Origin of the sequence: Winogradskyella eckloniae, from assembly GCF_013249045.1 — a bacterium.
Taxonomy (GTDB): domain Bacteria; phylum Bacteroidota; class Bacteroidia; order Flavobacteriales; family Flavobacteriaceae; genus Winogradskyella; species Winogradskyella eckloniae.
Genome location: NZ_JABRWP010000001.1, coordinates 187,933 through 207,575 on the forward strand (window position 1 = coordinate 187,933; position 19,643 = coordinate 207,575).

The window sequence follows — 19,643 nt, forward strand, 5'->3', positions numbered from 1 at the left end:
GCTATATCTCGTTTCTAAGTTCTTCTAATCGTGCTTTTTTATCATCTCTGTAAAACAAATTCATGGTTTCAAAAGGGATAATTTTATTGTCTTTATCTACAATATGTACGCAAGATTTTTTAATAGCGCGTACATCGAAATTATAAGCATCTATAAATTGCATTATTATAACTCTAAACAAATTATCATAACCCAAATTTGGCGCATCAATATTTGGTAAACAACACATTATAGACTTTAAATTTTCTTCGGCAACCTCAACAGAATTACCTGTACTAAACAATGCAATCATTTTATCTTGAAGCTGTTCATCTTGCTCATAGATAATAGTGTTCTTACTATTATCTAATAAATCATTAGGATTAATATAACGTGTCAGAGGCATTACTTCATCACCTAATTTTAAGGCATAACCCATAACTAACGCATCAGGATTACAAGGTACAGGCAGTAGATCATCTGGATTAAAAATATCGGTTTGTTCCATGATTTTTCGTCGGACTTCGGTAAGCGTCATTCTATCCGTTTCGGGATTAAAATGATCTAAACGACCAGCAATTTGTGTCGGTTGTAAAGTCACACCTCTAACACATTTTTGCTGTAAAGCGTAGTCTATTATTTTTCCTATTTCATTATCATTTAAACCTTTTTGAAGTGTTACAACTAAGGTTGTAGATAAATTAAGTTGGTTAAGATTCTCAATAGCTTGTGTTCTAATATCCTTTAAATCTGCACCTCGTAATTCTCGTAACACACGGTTTTCAAACGAATCAAATTGTAAATAAATTTCAAAATCAGGAGCGTAACTTTTAAGTCTTTGGGCAAAGGCAAAATCTTTAGCGATTTTAATGCCATTTGTATTTAACATTAAATGCCTAATGGGTAACGATTTTGCGTAGTCCATAATTTCCCAAAACTGAGGATGAATGGTTGGTTCGCCTCCAGAAATTTGTACCACATCTGGCTCTTTTTCATTCCTAACAATAGTATCTAACATGGCCTTAACTTCTTCTAGTGTTCTATGTCTTCCATATGTTGGTGAAGAACCTGCGTAACAGGTTGGGCAAGTTAAATTACAACGGTCCGTAACTTCTACTACGGTTAAACAACTGTGTTGCTCATGGTCTGGACACAAACCACAATCGTAAGGACATCCATAATCTGTTTTAGTGTTAAACTTATAAGGTGTTTCGCTAGGTTTATTGTAGTTTCTTATGTTTTTATAATATGCAATGTCATCTGCAATGAGCACTTTAGAATTGCCATGTGTTTTGCAGCGTTTTAGCATATAAACATTGCCGTTTTCAAATACAATTTTGGCATCTACACGTGTTAAACACTCAGGACATAAGCTTAATGTAAAATCGTAGTACGTGTAGTTTCTAACTGGCATTTTTGATATGTTGAAGTATGAATTTGTAATAATACAACCAACAAATTACACATAATAGTTGAATAGAGCTGAGTCCTAAGAGGTAAAAAACATTTGGTTTTAGAAACTCAATAAAAAAACGAAATCCAAAATAGCTTAACATAAAAATTTTGAAGAGCTCTCCGTTTTTTAAATTACGGCGATTTTGTAGTCGTTTTAAAATAATAAATAGCAGAATTAAGAACACCAATTCGTAAAGGGACGTTGGGTGTCTACCTACACCATCACCTAAATTCATACCTAGGATGGATGAGGTTTCAATGCCATAAGTAAACTCATTGGTTCCAGAAAAAAAGCAGCCAATTCTTCCTATAAATATGCCAAGAATTAAAGGCAGCACAAATAAGTCGCCAGAGGATTGTTTTTCGCCAATAATATGTTTGGCGAACTCTACACCAAGCAAGCCGCCAAATAAACCACCCATTATGGTTTTGGTATTTAGTAATTGAAGCAAATTTTGTTGAGAAAACGCTATAAGCGGATTTTCTAAAATACCAACAATACGTGAACCAATTAAAGCTCCTAAAGCAGCACCAAGAATAATGGATAAACGATTGTTAGAAGAAATGACATCGGTTTGCCTTTGTTTCAAAAACACATAATATCTAAAACCAATAAAAAACGCTGCATACTCTAAGATGAGATGTATGTTCAATTGGTGTCCAAATAGTGTAGGCTCAAACGGAATTTGCAAAGTGTTTAAATTTATTAAACACCTAAAATTTCAGCATCTACTCTAAATTTGGTGTCTATAATAATATCGTGTGTTTCACTGATAGTTTCATCAGTAACGGTTTTTACGCGTAAATTAAAACTATCTTTTTTGATGTAGGCTTTTAACTCTTGATCTATTACATCTAAAGAAATTACATTAGAATCTGTGTTTTCTAAATCGTAAATATTCGCAATTTCCATTTCTTCAAGATCGTCCGCATCGATGTAAATGTGAACCTCTTTTAAAAAATTAAAGTTACCACTTTCAGGAGAATCTATGGTAAGTTTTAACTGCTTTAATTTAATGCTCTCAATTAAATCTTTGTGTGTGTTATTACTCTCAAAAGTAGCATCAGATTCTGTAGTAACATCTGGTGTATTTAAACTAAAAGGAGAATTTATTAGAGTCGTTGCCGCAACGGAATAATTGGTTTGATAATCTAAATCAAACTTGGTTAAATCGTCCACAACATCGCAACTAAAAAGCACAACAAATGCTATGAACACTGTAAGTAGGTTATTTTTCATAATAATAGATTTGGCTGTAAATATACATATTATGATTAAATTTCCTAAATCAGGTCTGTTTAATACATGTATACAAAGTGTTGGGTTTAACAAGGTTCATTGTATATTTGCAGCCAAAATAAATTAATTGTAACCATCATGTTTAAGAAATCGCTTACGCTACTTTTGTTATTTGTTGTATTAAGTTCTTGTTGGAAAGACAAAAGTCCAGAAGACTTAATTCGTTTAAAGGATAAATTTAAATCTCAAGTTTCTGATTTTGAAAGCAAAAAAGAAGTAGCCAATAAAAAGGTGTCTCAAGGTTTAGAATCTTTAGGGGAATTAAAATTAGCTTTAGAAGATGCAAAAAATGAAGATAAAGAATTTGCTAAGGTTTATGGCGATTGGGAGAAGGTTGATAAGCGTGTGACCAATCTTAATAAGGAATATGAAGATTTAAAAGAAAAAGCCGCTAATTTATTTACAGCTATGGAAACACAAACCAATAGCTTAAGTGATGAGAAAAGCAAAACCACATTATTAAAAGCAATTAACAAGGCTAAAACAAAGTATAATGTAACCTTATCTAACACCTCTGAAGCAATTGGTAAATTAAGATTATTACATAAAGATGCTGTTGAAGTGGTTAAGGCTTTAGAAGTTGCTGCAGCATTAAATTCATTTGATTCTATAAACGGACAAATGAAAAGTATTGAAGATAGAGTAGATGGCATTATGCAAGAACTGAACGTAGCTGTTGTTGAGAGTAAAAAACTCTACGAGAAAAAAATAATAGAATTAGGCAACGATTAAAAAGACGTAGATTGGTTAAAATAGGCGACATAGAATTACCAGATTTTCCACTGCTTTTAGCACCAATGGAAGATGTTAGTGATCCTCCATTTAGAGCGTTGTGTAAAGAGCAAGGTGCAGATGTAGTATATACAGAGTTTATTTCTAGTGAAGGTTTAATTAGAGACGCGGCAAAAAGCGTAATGAAATTAGATATTTACGAAAAAGAACGACCTGTAGGCATACAAATATTTGGTGCTAATATGGAAAGCATGTTGCAAACCATAGACATTGTAGAAAAATCTAAGCCAGATATTATAGATATTAATTTTGGTTGCCCAGTTAAGAAAGTAGTATCTAAAGGTGCAGGTGCAGGTATCTTAAAAGATATCTGTTTAATGGAACAGCTGACCGCAGAAATGGTAAAACGAACCCACTTACCAGTCACTGTAAAAACGCGTTTAGGTTGGGACCACAACTCTATAAAAATTGTAGAAGTTGCAGAACGTTTGCAAGATGTGGGTTGTGCGGCAATTTCAATTCACGGAAGGACTAGAGCGCAAATGTATAAAGGCGATGCCGATTGGAAACCAATTGCTGAGGTAAAGAATAATCCTCGTATGCATATTCCGGTTTTTGGAAATGGCGATGTTACCACACCAGAAAGAGCTGCAGAGATGCGAGATTCTTACGGTTTAGATGGTGCCATGATCGGTAGAGCATCTATAGGAAACCCTTGGTTTTTTAAACAAGTAAAGCACTTTTTTGAAACAGGAGAGCATTTAGCACCCATTTCAATGCCAGAACGTGTTGAAGCCGCGAGACGTCATCTTAAAATGGCTATAGATTGGAAAGGGGAGACCTTAGGTGTTTTTGAAACGAGAAGGCATTATACCAACTATTTTAGAGGCATACCACACTTTAAAGAATACCGAATGAAAATGGTAACTAGCGATGATTCTAAAGATGTCTTTGCAGCCTTTGATGAGGTTTTAGAAAAGTTTGCAGATTATCAGTTTACCTCTTAAACGTACTTAAGTTTCAAATTTTATAGGTTTTAAAAGTTAATCTAGTAAACCCGTTTGGTTGGCAGATATCTTTCCACTTTAGCTTTTAATTAAGCTAGGAGTAATACGTTGTGACGCTATTTTAGAAGCCACTATACCAAAAGCAAAAATAGTGATAATTACCAAGATAACGTTGAAGAAGTTAAGACGTACAGGGTAAGCCAAATCTGGCGTAAGCATAACCAGCTCAAACGTTTGTTGTAAAAACACAACTAGGACGCCAATTGTAATACCTATAAGGCCACTCACGATAGTCATTAAACTGCCTTGTAAGAAGAAAATAGATTTAATGGCTTTGGTTTCCGTACCTAAATGAAATAAGGTGTTTAGAGATTTCTTTTTGTCTAAAATCATCATAATTATGGCGCCAATGACATTAAACAAGGCAATAATAATGACTAAGGTAAAAATGAGGTAAATGGCAAGATTCTCCGTGTTTAACATTTTGAATAATGCATCATTTAACTCCTCTCTATTTTTTATGATAAATCTATAATTAAATATAGAGTTAAGTTGTGTTCTAATGGTGTTTTCGTCGCTTTCCGGATTTAATTTTAGCTCAATGGCATTTAGTTGATTGTCCTTATAACTCAATAAATGTTTTGCCAATTCAATATCAGCAAACATGTATTTGTTATTTAATTCTTCATTAATTTCAAAGAGGCCAACATTGTTAACATAAACGGCATTATAATACCCTTTTGGCGTGCTTGCTTGGCCCACACCAACTTTAGGAACATAAAGAGATAATGGCTGTAAGTAATTTAAAATACCAAAAGAAAGATTATTAGAAATTCCCCAACCAGAAACAACCTCGTTGCTTCCAGGTGTAATCCAGTTGCCTTTAGTAATCATAGAATCTAAACGCGTTACATTAAGGTAATTTTTGTCTACACCTTTTAGAGTGGCAACAACATTTTTATTATCTGATTTGATAAAAATGCGTTCTTCAATAATTTTTGAAGAAGAACTAATGCCATTAATTTTAAGCAATGAAGCTTGGTCTTCTTCTGTCCATTGAAATGATTTCCCTGTTGCCGGAATTACTTTTAAATCTGGATCTACAAATGAAGAATATTGCAGACTAAAATCTTTTAAACCCGCAAAAACAGATAATACAATTAAAAGCGCAGCAGAAGCAATAATAACACCTCCCGAAGCAATCAACGTCATAATATTAATGGCGTTATTACTGCTTTTAGAAAATAAATATCGTTTCGCTATATAAAGAGGAAAATTCACTTAAGATTTTTTGCGCTTACCTAATAAATCTGGGTTTTCTATAGGGTTATCTTCACCCTTTAAAGAACGTTCAATACCATCAATATATTCTAAAGAGTCGTCTATAAAAAATTCTAATTGTGGCATTCGTCTTAATTGATGACGTGTACGTTGAGATAACTCATGTCTAATAAGAGGTTTATTAGATTTTATGCCTTCTAATAAAGGTTTTGCCTCTTTGTTTGGGAAAATACTAAGATATACCTTAGCCACGGATAAGTCAGTAGTAACATTTACTTTACTTACCGATATTATTACACCACGTAATCCACCATCTGTGGCTGCTTTTTGTAAAACTTGTGCTAAGTCTTGTTGAAGGATACCTCCAATTTTTTTCTGTCTTTGAGTAAATTCTTCCATAATGCCTATTCTAACTTATCTTTTGCAAAAGTAGAGGATATTTAAGGATTATCTTATTTTTGAAGTCATAAAATGTCTATAAAGATGTGGTGTAAATAATTTAGAAATTAATAAGATTTCCGATTTCTTGGTCACTAAAATAGGTTTCAGATGAAAAAAATAGAACATATTGGTATTGCGGTGAAAGATATAGAATCTTCTAATACGCTGTTTACATCGTTATTTGGAGAAGCGCATTATAAGATTGAAGAAGTAGAAAGTGAAGGTGTAAAAACATCATTTTTTAAGTGTGGTCCTAATAAAATAGAGTTACTACAAGCAACCACAGAAGACAGTCCAATTGCTAAATTTATAGAAAAGAAAGGCGAGGGGATTCATCATATTGCTTTCGCAGTAGAACATATAGAAACAGAAATAGAACGCTTAAAAGCAGAAGGGTTTACAATGATCCATGAAAAACCTAAAAAGGGAGCAGATAATAAGCTTATCGCTTTTTTACATCCTAAATCAACAAATGGTGTTTTGATAGAATTATGTCAAGACATAAAGGATTAAAACGAAATATTTTTCTTGTAGAGTTTTAAAATATGTAGTAATATTGCACACTCTTTAGTCATAAAGAGATTGACACTAGTCAATGGTCCTATAGCTCAGTTGGTTAGAGCACCTGACTCATAATCAGGTGGTCCTTGGTTCGAGCCCAAGTGGGACCACTATTAAAATCAAGCCTTACAGAGATGTAGGGCTTTTTTTGTTCTCTAAGGTTAAACATAGGTTAAACATTTTTGGTTTATCTATATTTGTATGAATTATCCAAAACAGTTTTTATGCAGTCTTCAAATTCAGTACTTTCCTTTTATTTTGACATGTTGTTTGTGAATAGTATTGAGTATGTTAAAAGTGCTTTTGTTGGAAATCCTACTATTCAAAAAAACGGATATACCTACCTTCAAAATCAAGACTATCATATTAAAGAAGAAATGGTTGGAGATAATGGAACAATGCCAGTTTTTGTAACAGAAATTATTAGTAGAGAAGATTTTTTAGAACGATTACTAAATTTTGAAAACACTTCTATCTATAAAAATATAGAAACCAATTTTTATACAAAAGAAACAAAGAAAGATAAAGTAACTTACCTTCAAAAATTATATGATGATATTCATGTGCTTTTAAAACGTGTGCTAAAACTTGAAAATGATGAAGTAAGATTAATTGAAGATAAGCTTATAGAAGTCATCCATAATCTAAAGGACAGATATTCTTCCGTCATTGTGTATCATGATGTTTATAAATACTTAATCAAAGAGTCAGATGCTACATTCTTTGAAAACAAAGACCTCAAGTATTCATTTTACAAAGACTTATACGAATTGGCTTATACACTATACTTAATTGATGATACCGAAACAGATGAGATAGATTTCATAAGTGCTTTCAGTTCACCAAACCCACAAATATTGGAAAACAAAATCCGATTTTCAAAAAACAACTATGTTGTTGCTTACTTTTTAGAATCGTTAAAACCATTTTTCAATGGTTTTACTCATACAGCGATTGAAAAGAGTGAAGTCTTCTTAAACAAACAAAATAAGCCTATAAAAAGCACAGATATCTATGCTTCTTTATCTAGAGGTAAAGACAAAATAGAAGATGAGAAATCCAAAATTGATACTCATATTTTAAAACTAAAAAACGAGTACCTAAAGTAACCTTACACTATACCTTACACTTTGTCTTAACCCTTTGTTACACTCTGTAAATAAAGGGTTTTTTGATGCCTTTCTTTGTCTCATTATTAACAAGGATGTGCACATCCATAACAATTTAAAGTTATGGAATTTATCCAGAAAGAATTAAAAGAGATTAAAGAATTGCTGAAAAAACAAACTATTCAGCAGAAAGAGTTTTTAACTGTTAAAGAGACAGCAATATTTTTGGGATTATCAGAGTCTCGTATACATAAAATTACCGCTAAAAAGGAAATATCTTATTGTAAGCCTGGTGGCAAGGTGATATATTTTAGACGTGTAGACTTAGAACAATGGATTCTTAGTGGTAGAGTTGCATCTACCAATGATGTAGATGATGAGTTGGATAGCTATTTAGGTAGAACTAACAAAAATCTATAGTCATGATAGATTTTGTTAGACTACGCTATATAGATAAGCAAAAGATTGAATCTTTTGTTTGTAACAAGGACAACTTCGAGAAACTACATACAGTATTAGAGTATTATTCTGGAGAAATCAACTATCCATTTACTGCTAAAATTGGCAATATGGATGTTAGGATTAATGATAGGTCAGCCTATGTAAAGAATTCAATACATAAGCTTTATAATATGTTACATGCAGATGAATGTCAAAACTATAATGACTTTAGATATACAGCTCTTTGTAATACTATAGATTATCTGGACAGTAAACTAATCGATTTAAGAAAAACTCGATTAACTCAATTGGAGTTTGGTTTAAACATTAAACTTTCACTTCCAGCAGAAGATATAATCAAACAAAGTATTATTCTACATAAGCTTAAGATTCATAATCACAATGAGCAATTTAACGGAAAAGGAGAGTACAAACAGTTTAATCATTCAAACTATTACTTCAAAATTTATGATAAAGCGAAACACTACAATTTAAGTGAGCATATTATAAGATTTGAAATTAAGTATAAGACGAGTAAAGGTTTTAACCCTCTAGGAATTCATAATATTCATGACTTAAAATCTAAAAGTTTATTACAGAATTTGTTTGATGATTTACTAAAACGATTTGATGAATTAACAATAGTTGATAGCATTTCAGCAGGTTCTAAAATAACTCGTAAAGACACAAGAAAGTTAGAATCATATTTAAGTTACAACTACTGGGAAAAGCTTTCAGAAAGGGAAAACAGAAACATTAAACGTGAAGAAAGGAAAGCATTTCAAAGTCTACTAGAGAAAAACAACTTGTTAAAAACAAAGGCTGTTTTAAGAGCAAGTTTAATCCAAAAGTTTAATGAATTACTAAATAGTTAGAACAGGAAGAATGACAAATTCCTGACTTACTATAATGGGAATTTGTCACTTCATAAAAACAGAAAAAGATGGCAAGTATAAAAATATTATTAAGGAATAAACCAAACCAAGAAGGTCAATACCCTGTAGTTTTAAAGGTAATTAAAGACCGAAAAATTAAGGTAATTACATTAGGGTTAACTTGTTTGAAGAAAGATTGGGATAAGGTAAATGCAAAGTTTAAAAAAAGTCAACCAAACTTTATGCAAAGAAATAGAGCTTTACTTAAAAAGAAAGGGGAAGCTCTTAAAATCATTGATGGTTATCTTTTTGAAGGAGTTGACTTTACTTTAAATCAATTTGAAGCTAAATTTAGAGGTAGAAAATCTTCAAAAGTTACTGTATCAGAATTCTGGAAAGAGAAAATAGAAGATTTTATAAAAGCAGGAAGAGTAGGGAACTCAAAACCATATAGAGATACTTATAATTCGTTTTTTAAATTTCACAATAACAAAAATTTGGTGTTTAGGGAAATTACACCTGCCTTTTTAGATAAGTACGAAACCTTTTTAAGAAGTAATAATAATTCAGATGGTGGTATTGGTATAAAAATGAGAACAATTAGAGCTTTATATAACTATGCTATTAAAAGTGGAGTTGTAGATGAAAAATATTACCCTTTTAAAGTTTATAAAATTTCAAAGTTTAAAGCTAAAGGGATTAAAAAAGCCTTGATTAGAGATGAAATGAAGCTAATGGAAGCTATTGACACACAAAAACATCCGCATTTGATTGACACAAAGAATTACTTAATATTTAGTTACTATATGGGTGGAATGAATTTCGTTGATATGATGAAGTTAAAATGGGAGAATGTACAAGGAGATAGAATTCAATATATACGTTCTAAAACTAAAGGGAAATTTACAGTTAAAATGTTAGAACCTGTAAAGCAAATTATAGCCTACTATAAATCTCAAAAGAGACCAACAAATTATGTGTTTCCTATTCTATTAAAGAAAGACTTAACACCTATGCAGATTGAAAACAGAAAACATAAAACCTTAAGGAGATTTAATAAGCAACTTAAAGAGATAGCAAAAATTCAAGGCGTAGAACAAAATGTAACATCTTATGTCATTAGACACAGTTTTGCTACAAACTTAAAGTTTGCAGGAATTTCAACAGATGTTATAGGTAAATCTATGGGGCACGCTGATGTAAGTATTACACAAGCTTACCTTAAGGAATTTAAAGATGATATCATTGATGATGCAATGACAAAACTTCTGGAAGAACCCATTATAAAATATGCTTCTTAAATCAATATGAAAAGGCTCTCAATACAGAGGGTCTTTTTCATTATGTACTGAATCTATTCAGATTCAACTTAAAAATAATTCAAATTAATATTAACCTTCAAAAACATAAATTATGCAATTAAGAAAATCAGAAAGGCAACAAGCAAAAATTAAAATGGCTCTGCAAGGTTCATCAGGTTCAGGCAAGAGTTTAAGCTCTCTTTTATTGGCTAAAGGACTAACTAATGAACAATTAGAAAAAGTAGCTGTAATAGATACAGAGAATGGTTCCGCAGACCTTTATGCTCATCTAGGTAACTACAATGTATTACCATTACAACCACCTTATACACCAGAGAAATTTATAGAAGCGATAACAGTTTGTGAAAAGGCAGGAATGGAAGTGATAATTTTAGATTCTATATCTCAAGTGTGGGATGAACTTTTAGATTTCCATTCTAAACTACCAGGAAATTCATTTGCTAATTGGAATAAAGTAACACCAAGGCAGAAAGCATTTATCAATAAGATTTTACAATGTGATGCTCATGTTATTGCTACAATGAGAACTAAACAAGATTATGTGCTACAACAAAAAGATGGGAAATATGTTCCTGAAAAAGTTGGACTTAAAGCGGTACAAAGAGATGATGTGTCTTATGAATTTACTATAGTATTTGATATAGACATTAAGCACTTTGCAGTAGCGAGTAAAGACAGAACCAATCTGTTTTCAGGTAGACCAGAATTTATGATAGATACTTCTACAGGAAAACGCATTTTAGAATGGTGTACTTCACCTGTAAAAGAGGAAGATGTAAAACAGAGAATAGAAGAGTGTTTGTCTGTTAGTCAGTTAATGGAACTGTATAAAGAATATCCAAGTTTTCAGCTACCATTAAAAGCTTTGTATCAAGCTAAAAAAGATTTATTAGAAAAATTAGTTAAACCACAAAATTTTAGTCAAAATGGAAATAGTATCAGTAACAGAGCTTAACAAGCAACGTAATGGAATAATTAATATTCCTGAAGGTAAGCCGGAAATTGTTCATCCTTTGCAAATACCTTCAGAAAATAAAGTATATAAACATAACCCATTTATTGAGGCTAACACAAAAGAGGTTAGCCTTTCTACTTTAAAGCATGATTGTATCATACCAGTCTTCAGCAAGGATAATGAAAAGACATTAGCACATCAAGAGTTTATTGAGATAGCTCAAGACTGTGTTGGTAAAGTGTTTTCTCATCATACAATTGAAGTGCCAGAGGTTAGAGTTTCTCATCAAATTAAAGGTAGGACAGCTGATGCCATTTACAAGCCAGTAAAAGAGCTTTTAGAGCATGAGAAAACGCAGTATTTTGAAAGAATGGCATTTATCATTAGAATTCCATCAATTACAGAAAACATAAATGGTCATGATGTATCATTAACAGTTGGAGGTGTAAGAGCTTACAACCAAGAAAACCTCTATAACAGAAAAACTTATGAGAAATTTAAGTTCTTCATAGGTTTTCAAAATATGGTGTGTTGTAATTTATGTATTTCTACAGATGGCTATCAAGATGAAATGCGAGTAGGTAACTATTCTGAATTACAGTCTAAAATCATGGACTTAATAGATGGGTATAATGCACAAACTCATTTGCAGGAAATGAAGCAGTTATCTCAACAGAGTATTAGTGAAAAACAATTTGCTCAGCTTATAGGTAGAGCAAGATTATATAACTTTTTACCTAAAGAGGAAAAAACTCTAATTCCAGAATTAATGCTTAATGATGGACAGATTTCTACAGTGGCTAAGGACTATTATTTGGATGATAGCTTTTGTAGAAACGAGAATGGAGATATTAACCTTTGGAATGTATATAATCTTTTTACAGGAGCTAATAAAAGCTCTTACATAGACTCTTTTCTATTAAGAAACGTCAATGCCTTTGATTTTACTCAAGGCTTGGCTAATGCTATCAATGGTGATTCTAAACATCATTGGTTTTTGAGTTGAGTAGAACCCTGCATAATTGCAGGGTTTTTTTAAGTCAAATTCTCAGGTAACATGAATCCCCAATCAATTAAAGTGTTACAAATTTCATCACTTAAATTAGAGTTACCATGTTTCCAGGTCCCGTCTATGTTTAATGCTGATTTATCTTTAAAATGTACTTGAATTAACTCTTCATGAAGTTTTTCACCATTTGAATTTAAAGTTGGAGTGTCTAATCTAATTATTGAACGAGGACATTGATTCCTGTGAATTATTTGTCTAATTTGATTAGGGTCAACTTTTAATTGAGCATTAAAAAATTTTAAAAAATATTTTTTGTTTGCTTTTCTTTCCTCTCTATTAAAACCAGAGACTATATTATAGTGAAATTCCTTGTATGAATCCATACAAGAAATATAATTAGTTATTTCAGCTGACTGTTTAAAACCGATATGATTACAGTTCATGGACTTGCAAATGGTTTTAAAATCATTTAATTCAGTAGTTTCTATACTCAAAGTGTTTTTGAAGGAAATAATAATTTGAATTAAGGTTGTGTGTTGAGTTTGTGACATCCAAGGGAATCTTTCTTTTCTAGTATCACTATCATAGCCATAATATAAAACAAACTCAATAAAATTACCCCACGACAATTGAATTTCATTAAAACTCTTTGTTTTATATAACTCGTCATATTCTTTAGACTCAAGAATTACTTCATTTAATTTGTGGATGTAATCACTTCTATCTAGGCTAGTATCTTCCCATTTAAATGTTTCAATCAAAGAAAGCAAATAACCCATCTTACTTTTTTTGTAATTTAAAAATACTTAACATATCTTGTTGAACTTGGTCAAAAAAATCTTTAGGGAAACTTGATAAATCCCCAGTTTTGTCTAGTATAATTTCTTTTATCAAAGAGTTGTTTCTGTCATCAAATCCGTTAAAAAAATTGATTATAAAATCTTCATGATTGAAATCATCAGATTCTAAATTAGCTCTTCTAAGACCATTAATAACATGTTCGCTATGAGTTTCGATTAAAATTTGTAATCCTGAGTTTACAAGTTTTCCTAAAAAGTAACCAATGTTAGATTGTCCTTTTGGGTGTAAATGAGCTTCAGGATTTTCAACAATAAAAAGTGAGTTTTCTTTAGAGATTAAACCATTTACCACAATAGGTAAAACATAAGAAATACCAAAACCAACATTTGTTGGGCTACTTTTAGAAAATGAAGTGTAAGCTTTTTTTAATTTTCCTTCTAGTTCAGCTATATCTAAATAAAACCCTGGAATAATATAGTCCATCCAGGCTCTTACTTGACTAATTAGTTTTGAGTCTTGTAAATTTTTGAAGCCCCTTGTTTTGAAATTTTCTACACTAGTTTCTTTTCTTTGTGCTAAAATTTGTATTGTGTATTCACCTTGAAAACCTACATAGTCATAATCTAATTGCTCAACATCATAAGATAATCTGGGTCCTAATCGCTCAGAATTCAGGTAATAAAATTCATTTTTTAAAGAAGTAAAATCACTACTTATATTATAATTGTTTAACTCTAAGTTATAAACATCTTGCTTATTATCACGTGCATCAAAATGCAAAATAGCTGCACTATTTCCTGCTTCTGAGATTTTGAAAGTAATTAAATTAGAATTTACATCTCTACTTAAAACTTCTAGAGTATTTCCTAAATTTAAATTGTATTTACCATTTAGAGGGATTTTTAATTTTTTATCAAGTTCAAAATCACTATCCAACTGACTATATTGTTGTAGTTTTTCTACAGTTAATTTGGATAACAATATTGCCTGAATTACCGAAGATTTACCAACAGAATTAGAGCCGGCTAAGACAGTTAATCTTTTTAGGTTGATTTTAAAATCTTTTAAAGACTTAAAATTATAAATTTCAATATTTTTTATCATAATAACTTATTCTTAATCAACAAATCTTTACCAATGTTCATAGAGTCTATAAGGTTTTGCTTGTCACTTGTACCTGTAGTTAATATTGTATAATATTTTTCTTTTTTGTCAAGTTCCTTAGCTAATGAAATTGAAAACTCTCCAAATCCAATTTTATTAGAAATACTTTGATAATTTAGTTTATAAGTAATCATACACCAAGACACAAACATTGCTTTATTAATAAATTGCTTTCTCGCATTTGGTAACAAATGTTCAGATAAACATTTTCTAAATGAATATTCAGCAAATAAGTGGTAACAAATATTCATGCTATTCAGGAATTCTTGACTATATTTTTCTAATTCTAATATTTCTAATTCGTTTATTAAATCAATTGTTTCGTCTAAAAAAGAATTCATGTTCCCTCCATAAACTATTTTATCATCTTGTTCCATTCTAAAGGCTATAAATCGTAATGCTAGTTCTTGAGCATCCATTCTATTGTCATTAACACTATTATTTGTGGCAGTAACGAACTCTGTTGAATTAGCCATTTTTTTAAGAACGCTTCTAACATCATTATTTGCTATACAATTCCTTACTTCTTGCTTATTAAGAGGTCTCCCTCCTGTGTTTAATCTTTTGAAAATATCATATTTAACTTTTTGAGGTGAAGCGTATTCAATCACATTAACAATAAACTGAGCATTTTCTAATCGTCTTGAATATTTTCTTTCAAGAAATTTTCTTTTAGATTTTGGTTGTTTGTCATCCTCCATATAATACTTCCCATTACATTCTTCACCCAAATGCTCAAGTTTTTTTAAATAAAATTCATTATTTAAATATTGTTTAATTGTAGATAATCTTTGTAATCCATCAACTACATTATATCTCCCAGATTTACTTTCAGCAAAATAAAATACAGGAATAGGAATTCCCAGTAAAATAGACTCTATCAAGGCTGACTTCCTTGTATTATCCCAAACTAAGTTTCTCTGGAAGTCAGGATTTAAGTCAATATCATTAGACACAGTCATCATTCTATTTATTTCAAATACTGAAAAATTTTCTCTTCTAACTTTAATGTCATCTGGATTATATGGTTCTGGAATTTCATCATCTGAAATTGATTCTTCTGTTGGTTCAAAACCTGCTGAAATCTCTTCTTTGTATTTTGAGAATGAGTCTAAAATTCTTTCGAAAAGTACAATTCTAGGAGTTGAGATGCCTGATGAAATCGTTAAAGATTCCTCATTTAACGAACCTTCAAATTCATCTATTTTAATTATTTCGTTTGTCAGAGAACCATCAGTAATCCATCTAACTGTTTTGTCATTAATTATCTCACTCATAAAAGCGACCTCTAACTCTTTATCTTCAATATCAATATATATTTTCATCATATCATTTTCTAAAAACTATAAACCTTTCAAAACCTCAATCACTCCTCTAGCAGTATAAGTATTCTCAACCTGTTTAGATTCAAATACCATAAAGTATTTAAAGTTATCTCCTGCTTTTTCAGCCCAAGTTTTACCTAAAATATTTTTATTTCTGCTGTCATCATTATCATACACATCACCTTTGGTTTCTAATAGTATGGAGTTTCCTTTTTTTGTGTAGAGTATAAAATCAGGATAATGGTTAGAGCTAAACCCGTTTAAAGCAAACCCTTTACCTCTTTCAAGGTTTCTATGCCAAAAGACTATGTTTTCAAGTGAAGCCACTTCCATAATCATTTTTTGCTCATAATTGTTCATGCTAGCTTCTCTATCATATAGAGATTTGCCAATGGTAGTACTAGGATTTAAAAAGGTTAATGTTTCAGAGAACTCAAAATTATCTTTTACGATAATCTTATTACTATCTATAAGCACTTTAAAACGCTCTTTTGCATAAGTGCTAGTTAGTTCATTGATTTTATCCCTAATCTTTTTTACATAAATAAAATCATTATCAACTATATCCCTAATTTGCTCACTAGATAGATTATCAAAAACTCGGCTAACATATTTTTGCAGTTCTTGTTGTGAAATAGGTGTCATGTCTCCAAGTTTAGAAACTATGATAATACTTATTTGATTTACTTGTGAAACTTTAGGTTTAGATAATATGGTGTCAACTAGAATGTCCTTTGCTCTCTTACTTACTTTTTGAGCAGTAGCAGTCTTTTTCTGCTCATTAAAATCTACTGCATATATTTCTTTAGAAATATCATCAAAAGTTACTTGTGTGCTGTAGTTTGAAAGCTGAAAACCATCTAACAAACTAACTTTGTTTAGGTACTGGTCTTCAGAATTTAATTCTTCAAACAAACTAACCTCTCCAAGCTCTCCTTCTTCTTCTTCTTCTACTTTTTTAAAGAACTGAGGGAGTTTAATAGCTGTTGCAATAGCTTTAAATTGCGTGTCTAGTTTATAGATTTTTGGTGCAGTTTTCATAATGTCTGTGAAAATAGAAGTGGTATCATCAATTTCAATCTCATTTACTTTTTGCTCAAAAGTTTGCCCTTCAACTTTTGCCTTTTCTGTAATATGAGATACTAAGGTGTTCTGCTGACTAATGGTATCTAATGTAACTTCTTCATCTGGATTAAACTCAACAGCTTCCACGTCAAAATCTTCATCAGATTTAACATAGCTATCAGGTTCAGGTTCATTCGAAAATAAGTTATCTGTAAGTATTTGATTTGGAGTTAACTCTTCCTCTGGAGCTTCTTCTGCATAGTAATCATCTTTGCTAAAACCAGATTCTTGCAAACCTTTAACAATACTATCTAATGTTTCATTGAACTTTGCCGAAGCTGTTAAAACAAAAGACATGTTTAATAAAGCTTCTTTATGTTTTACTACATAAGGCTGTCTTAAAACCCTACCTAAAATTTGTTCAACTTCCACAGGAGAAGATTTGTCTGCCAATGATGCTAATATGTATGCATTTGGGCAATCCCAACCTTCTTTTAAAGCATTTACTGTAATGATATATTTTACAGGACAGTCCTTAGCCATAAGGTCAATACCTTTTAGCTCATCAATGCCACTAGTTTTAATTTTTATTTGCTCCTCTGGAATCTTAATTTTTATTAACTGCTCTTTAATCTTCTGAAAAGTAGTATTGTTTTTTCCTTTAATATTGGATTGAGCTTGGAATAGTACAATAGGTCTTATGTATTTTCCTGTTAGCTTTTCCTCTTCAATAGCTAGTAGTTCTAACTGTCTTTGTAGGTGTAAAGCACTAGTTATAACTTCTTCTTTTTTATGATGATTATAAACCACAACAGGAAGCTTTACCATGCTTTCCTTTTTTAAGGCTAATGCATTTACAAAAGAAATAATATTACTGTTTTCTTTTGGTGTAGCAGTTAAATCCAAAACTAAAGAAGGGTTCAGATTGTTCAGCATTTCAACACTTAAATCACTTTCAGCATTATGGCTTTCATCTACAATTACAATAGGGTTGAGGCTTCTTATAACATTAATTAAAGCAGTTTCATCTGTGTCTGGTAACACAAGGTCTTTATCTACAATAGTGTTTCTAAAAGACTCTAAAGCACCATTTTCTTGAAACACTTTTCTATCATCTTTCTTTCTCGAATTTATACGTAAACTACTAAAATTGAAAACAAAAATATTGAGCTGTTCTGTTACAGAAGTAGGATTAAAATTTGCACCTTGTAATAGTTGGTCTTTTTCATACACTTCAACTCTGTTACCAAATAAACTATTTAGTTTTTCTCTATAGGGGTGGTTAGAGTCTGAAAGGTTTTTTACTGTTTGTTGTAATAAATTAGACCAAGGGACTAACCAAACAACTGCTTTTGCATTACCTTGATAAAAGTGTTTGTTTATAGTATGTATAGCATTACAGGCAATAAAAGTTTTACCACCAGCAGTAGGTACTTTTATAGCGATGTGTAGCGCATTTGGCACATTATCTTTATAAGGTTTCATGCCTGTAAAAGAACCATCTAATTGTGGCGTGTAAGGCATACCCAACTTATCTTCCCAATATTGGTTAAATGCTTTTGCAGGTGTAGCCTCCTTTTGTGTGTAAGACAAAAAATGCTCTAAATCCTTAATGACTCTATGTTGATATGGTTTTAATTCCATAAGATTATATGCGTAATTTATCTTTTGGTTAGTGTGGTAAATAGTTTTTGATTGATATAGTAGTTGCTTTTACCAATTTTAACTTTATTCAATAAGCCATGTTCTGTCAATGCATTTAAGTAACTGCTGGCTGTGTTTCTATGAACTCCTAGCTCTCTTTGAAGAAAATCAATTTTCGTGTAAGGGTGCTTAAATAAAATGTTGATTAAGTCATGGCTATAAAAACTAAACTCCGACCTAATTTCCTTTTTATAATCGTCCATTAATATTTTTATTTTGTTGACTACTTTAATAGTTTCAAGCGCAGTTATTTCCACACCTTTTAGCATCCATATTATCCATTCTTCCCAAGAGTCTTTTGTTCTTACTTCTTGCAATAACCTATAATAATCATTCTTGTTTCTAATAATATAGCTACTTAAATACAGAACAGGAATGTCTAGTAGTTTTTGCTGTACCAAATACAACATATTAATAATTCTTCCAGTTCTTCCATTGCCATCATAAAAAGGGTGAATACTTTCAAACTGGTAGTGTATAATTGGCATTTTTATTAAGCTATCTATGTCATGAAATTCTGGACTATTGATATAAACTTCTAAATTCTCTAATAAAGACTTTATTTCATTATAATTTTGAGGTGGTGTAAACACAACTTCATCTGTTCTAGGATTCTTTAAAACCGTTCCTGGAACTTTCCTTACAGGATGGTTAGGAGCTATTTTTTTTTGTATCTTAATAATATCATTGGTGGTTAAAAGACCTTTTTCTTTAATAACATTGTAACCTAGTTTTAAAGCATCAGCATAATTTTTAGCCTCTTTAGCAGCAATTGAAGTGACTTCTTCGTCCACAGCAGCTTGATATAATTCATCATCTGTGGTTACTATGTTTTCTACTTCATTACTGTCTTTAGCTTCTTGTAGAGATAGTGTATCTATAAGTATTTGAGAGTTTGGTATCTTTTTAACTTCTCCTTTTAATTCGCCAAGAGCTCTACTAGCTTTAGTTAAAGCTTTTAAAATTGCAACTGATTCACAATTTACTATTGGTGGTAGTGGGTTTATGGTTATTTCTGTCATCTTTTTAGGCTTATGCACAATATTAGGTGTTAAATTGTTAATAACACCTGAACACGCACAACAAAATACATATTTTTGTGCATGTGTTAAAGGAC

19 protein-coding genes and 1 tRNA gene are annotated in these 19,643 nt (G+C 31.1%); 10 read left to right on the forward strand and 10 right to left on the reverse strand.

The window, feature by feature from the left end:
- Window position 1: 1 nt before the first annotated feature.
- Genes HNV08_RS00900 through HNV08_RS00910 form a run of 3 tightly spaced genes read right to left on the reverse strand, consistent with a single transcriptional unit; the run spans window position 2 to window position 2,674 of the window.
- Window positions 2–1,393, reverse strand: a complete 1,392-nt coding sequence (locus HNV08_RS00900; RefSeq protein ID WP_173279232.1) for a radical SAM protein — start codon at window positions 1,391–1,393, stop codon at window positions 2–4.
- On the reverse strand, window positions 1,383–2,126 hold the full coding sequence (locus tag HNV08_RS00905; RefSeq protein ID WP_173279233.1) for a prolipoprotein diacylglyceryl transferase: 744 nt from the start codon (window positions 2,124–2,126) through the stop codon (window positions 1,383–1,385). Before HNV08_RS00905 ends, HNV08_RS00900 begins: the two co-directional genes overlap by 11 nt.
- 14 nt (window positions 2,127–2,140) lie before the next feature.
- Window positions 2,141–2,674 carry a hypothetical protein gene (locus HNV08_RS00910; protein ID WP_173279234.1) on the reverse strand — a complete coding sequence of 178 codons (534 nt, stop codon included), beginning with the start codon at window positions 2,672–2,674 and terminating at the stop codon, window positions 2,141–2,143.
- A 138-nt stretch (window positions 2,675–2,812) separates the two neighbouring features.
- Here HNV08_RS00910 and HNV08_RS00915 point away from each other — a divergent pair, with 138 nt between their 5' ends.
- Together HNV08_RS00915 and dusB are read left to right on the forward strand one after the other, a co-directional pair.
- Entirely contained in the window at window positions 2,813–3,466 is a 654-nt protein-coding gene (locus HNV08_RS00915) for a hypothetical protein (RefSeq protein ID WP_173279235.1), read from the forward strand.
- 11 nt (window positions 3,467–3,477) lie between these two features.
- The gene (gene dusB, locus HNV08_RS00920; protein WP_173279236.1) at window positions 3,478–4,473 is read left to right on the forward strand and encodes a tRNA dihydrouridine synthase DusB; all 996 of its coding nucleotides are present in this window, start codon (window positions 3,478–3,480) and stop codon (window positions 4,471–4,473) included.
- Between the two features lie 78 nt (window positions 4,474–4,551).
- On the opposite strand, the gene HNV08_RS00925 is transcribed toward dusB, so the two are convergent.
- Window positions 4,552–5,754 carry an ABC transporter permease gene (locus HNV08_RS00925; protein WP_317170182.1) on the reverse strand — a complete coding sequence of 401 codons (1,203 nt, stop codon included), beginning with the start codon at window positions 5,752–5,754 and terminating at the stop codon, window positions 4,552–4,554.
- On the reverse strand, window positions 5,755–6,153 hold the full coding sequence (rbfA, locus tag HNV08_RS00930; RefSeq protein ID WP_173279237.1) for a 30S ribosome-binding factor RbfA: 399 nt from the start codon (window positions 6,151–6,153) through the stop codon (window positions 5,755–5,757).
- Window positions 6,154–6,303: 150 nt separating this feature from the next.
- On the opposite strand from rbfA, the gene mce reads away from it, so the two are divergent.
- The 8 genes from mce (at window position 6,304) to HNV08_RS00970 (ending at window position 12,464) form a co-directional block, all read left to right on the forward strand.
- Window positions 6,304–6,708 (forward strand): methylmalonyl-CoA epimerase, encoded by a 405-nt coding sequence (mce, locus tag HNV08_RS00935; RefSeq protein WP_173279238.1) that lies wholly within the window; start codon window positions 6,304–6,306, stop codon window positions 6,706–6,708.
- Window positions 6,709–6,792: 84 nt separating this feature from the next.
- Window positions 6,793–6,866 (forward strand) — tRNA-Ile (locus HNV08_RS00940).
- Window positions 6,867–6,980: 114 nt separating this feature from the next.
- On the forward strand, window positions 6,981–7,865 hold the full coding sequence (locus HNV08_RS00945) for a hypothetical protein (protein WP_173279239.1): 885 nt from the start codon (window positions 6,981–6,983) through the stop codon (window positions 7,863–7,865).
- Window positions 7,866–7,988: 123 nt separating this feature from the next.
- On the forward strand, window positions 7,989–8,285 hold the full coding sequence (locus HNV08_RS00950; protein ID WP_173279240.1) for a helix-turn-helix transcriptional regulator: 297 nt from the start codon (window positions 7,989–7,991) through the stop codon (window positions 8,283–8,285).
- Window positions 8,286–8,287: 2 nt separating this feature from the next.
- Window positions 8,288–9,181, forward strand: a complete 894-nt coding sequence (locus HNV08_RS00955; RefSeq protein WP_173279241.1) for a hypothetical protein — start codon at window positions 8,288–8,290, stop codon at window positions 9,179–9,181.
- A gap of 68 nt (window positions 9,182–9,249) precedes the next feature.
- Complete coding sequence (locus HNV08_RS00960; protein WP_173279242.1) at window positions 9,250–10,482, forward strand: site-specific integrase; 1,233 nt, start codon at window positions 9,250–9,252, stop codon at window positions 10,480–10,482.
- 112 nt (window positions 10,483–10,594) lie between these two features.
- The gene (locus tag HNV08_RS00965) at window positions 10,595–11,458 is read left to right on the forward strand and encodes an AAA family ATPase (RefSeq protein WP_173279243.1); all 864 of its coding nucleotides are present in this window, start codon (window positions 10,595–10,597) and stop codon (window positions 11,456–11,458) included.
- Complete coding sequence (locus tag HNV08_RS00970) at window positions 11,430–12,464, forward strand: DUF3871 family protein (protein ID WP_173279244.1); 1,035 nt, start codon at window positions 11,430–11,432, stop codon at window positions 12,462–12,464. The genes HNV08_RS00965 and HNV08_RS00970 overlap by 29 nt, the downstream gene beginning before the upstream one ends.
- 29 nt (window positions 12,465–12,493) lie before the next feature.
- On the opposite strand, the gene HNV08_RS00975 is transcribed toward HNV08_RS00970, so the two are convergent.
- From HNV08_RS00975 to HNV08_RS00995, 5 genes are read right to left on the reverse strand one after another with little or no spacing between them, the layout of a single operon-like run.
- Entirely contained in the window at window positions 12,494–13,246 is a 753-nt protein-coding gene (locus tag HNV08_RS00975; protein WP_173279245.1) for a hypothetical protein, read from the reverse strand.
- Window position 13,247: 1 nt separating this feature from the next.
- Window positions 13,248–14,372 carry an AAA family ATPase gene (locus HNV08_RS00980; protein ID WP_173279246.1) on the reverse strand — a complete coding sequence of 375 codons (1,125 nt, stop codon included), beginning with the start codon at window positions 14,370–14,372 and terminating at the stop codon, window positions 13,248–13,250.
- Window positions 14,369–15,757 carry a DUF262 domain-containing protein gene (locus HNV08_RS00985; protein ID WP_173279247.1) on the reverse strand — a complete coding sequence of 463 codons (1,389 nt, stop codon included), beginning with the start codon at window positions 15,755–15,757 and terminating at the stop codon, window positions 14,369–14,371. Before HNV08_RS00985 ends, HNV08_RS00980 begins: the two co-directional genes overlap by 4 nt.
- 18 nt (window positions 15,758–15,775) lie before the next feature.
- Window positions 15,776–18,466 (reverse strand): DEAD/DEAH box helicase, encoded by a 2,691-nt coding sequence (locus HNV08_RS00990; protein WP_173279248.1) that lies wholly within the window; start codon window positions 18,464–18,466, stop codon window positions 15,776–15,778.
- A 17-nt stretch (window positions 18,467–18,483) separates the two neighbouring features.
- Window positions 18,484–19,548 carry a Fic family protein gene (locus tag HNV08_RS00995; protein WP_173279249.1) on the reverse strand — a complete coding sequence of 355 codons (1,065 nt, stop codon included), beginning with the start codon at window positions 19,546–19,548 and terminating at the stop codon, window positions 18,484–18,486.
- Window positions 19,549–19,643: the final 95 nt, after the last annotated feature.